At 61.7% G+C, this 611-nt stretch carries 1 protein-coding gene; it reads right to left on the minus strand.

The window, feature by feature from the left end:
- On the minus strand, window positions 1-611 hold a 611-nt coding region (locus PKE99_RS38405; protein ID WP_271215149.1), incomplete at both ends, for a glycosyltransferase family protein.

Here is a 611-nt window from a genome sequence, read left to right on the forward strand (position 1 = left end):
GCCAGAGAGGTCACCGTCACGCCGAAGCAGTTATGGCTTTCGTAAAGCCCGGCGACTTCGAGAGGAGCCATGTCTTCCATCGCGAAAAGCAGCAACCTGTCCCGGGTCAGATCGGCCTCCTGCTGGAACCAGACAAGGGCGCGATCCGCCTGGGCGGTGCTGCGCAGGGGCCAGACGACGGTCAGTGCTTCGGCGGCCGGCTGGAAGGGCAGCCCGATCACGCGCAGGATGCTTTCCCAGCGGTTGCGATATGTATGCATACGCAGCACCCGGTTCAGATTGCGCGCGCGGATCTCATCGTTCCCGGCGCTGTCCAGGGATTTCAGGCGGTCAAGGTCACGGTCCCGGTCGCAGAAGATGACATCCTCGCCGAACATCTCTTCCATGCCGAGGGAATGGTTCGACAGAACGAGGGTGTTGGAGGACATGAGCTCGAACACCCGACGCGCGAACATGGTGCGCGACTCTGTCACCGTGTTGATGTTCAGCGCCAGACGGCTGCGCTTATAGACACTGGCAACCTGATCATGCGGAACAGCTGGCCGGACGAAGGGCCGGTATTCATCTGGCCACTGGTGCAGGGGATCGCTGTCGCCGTGATAGCGGTCATA

Source organism: Pseudonocardia halophobica (assembly GCF_027922425.1).
In the GTDB taxonomy this organism is placed as follows: domain Bacteria; phylum Actinomycetota; class Actinomycetes; order Mycobacteriales; family Pseudonocardiaceae; genus Pseudonocardia; species Pseudonocardia halophobica.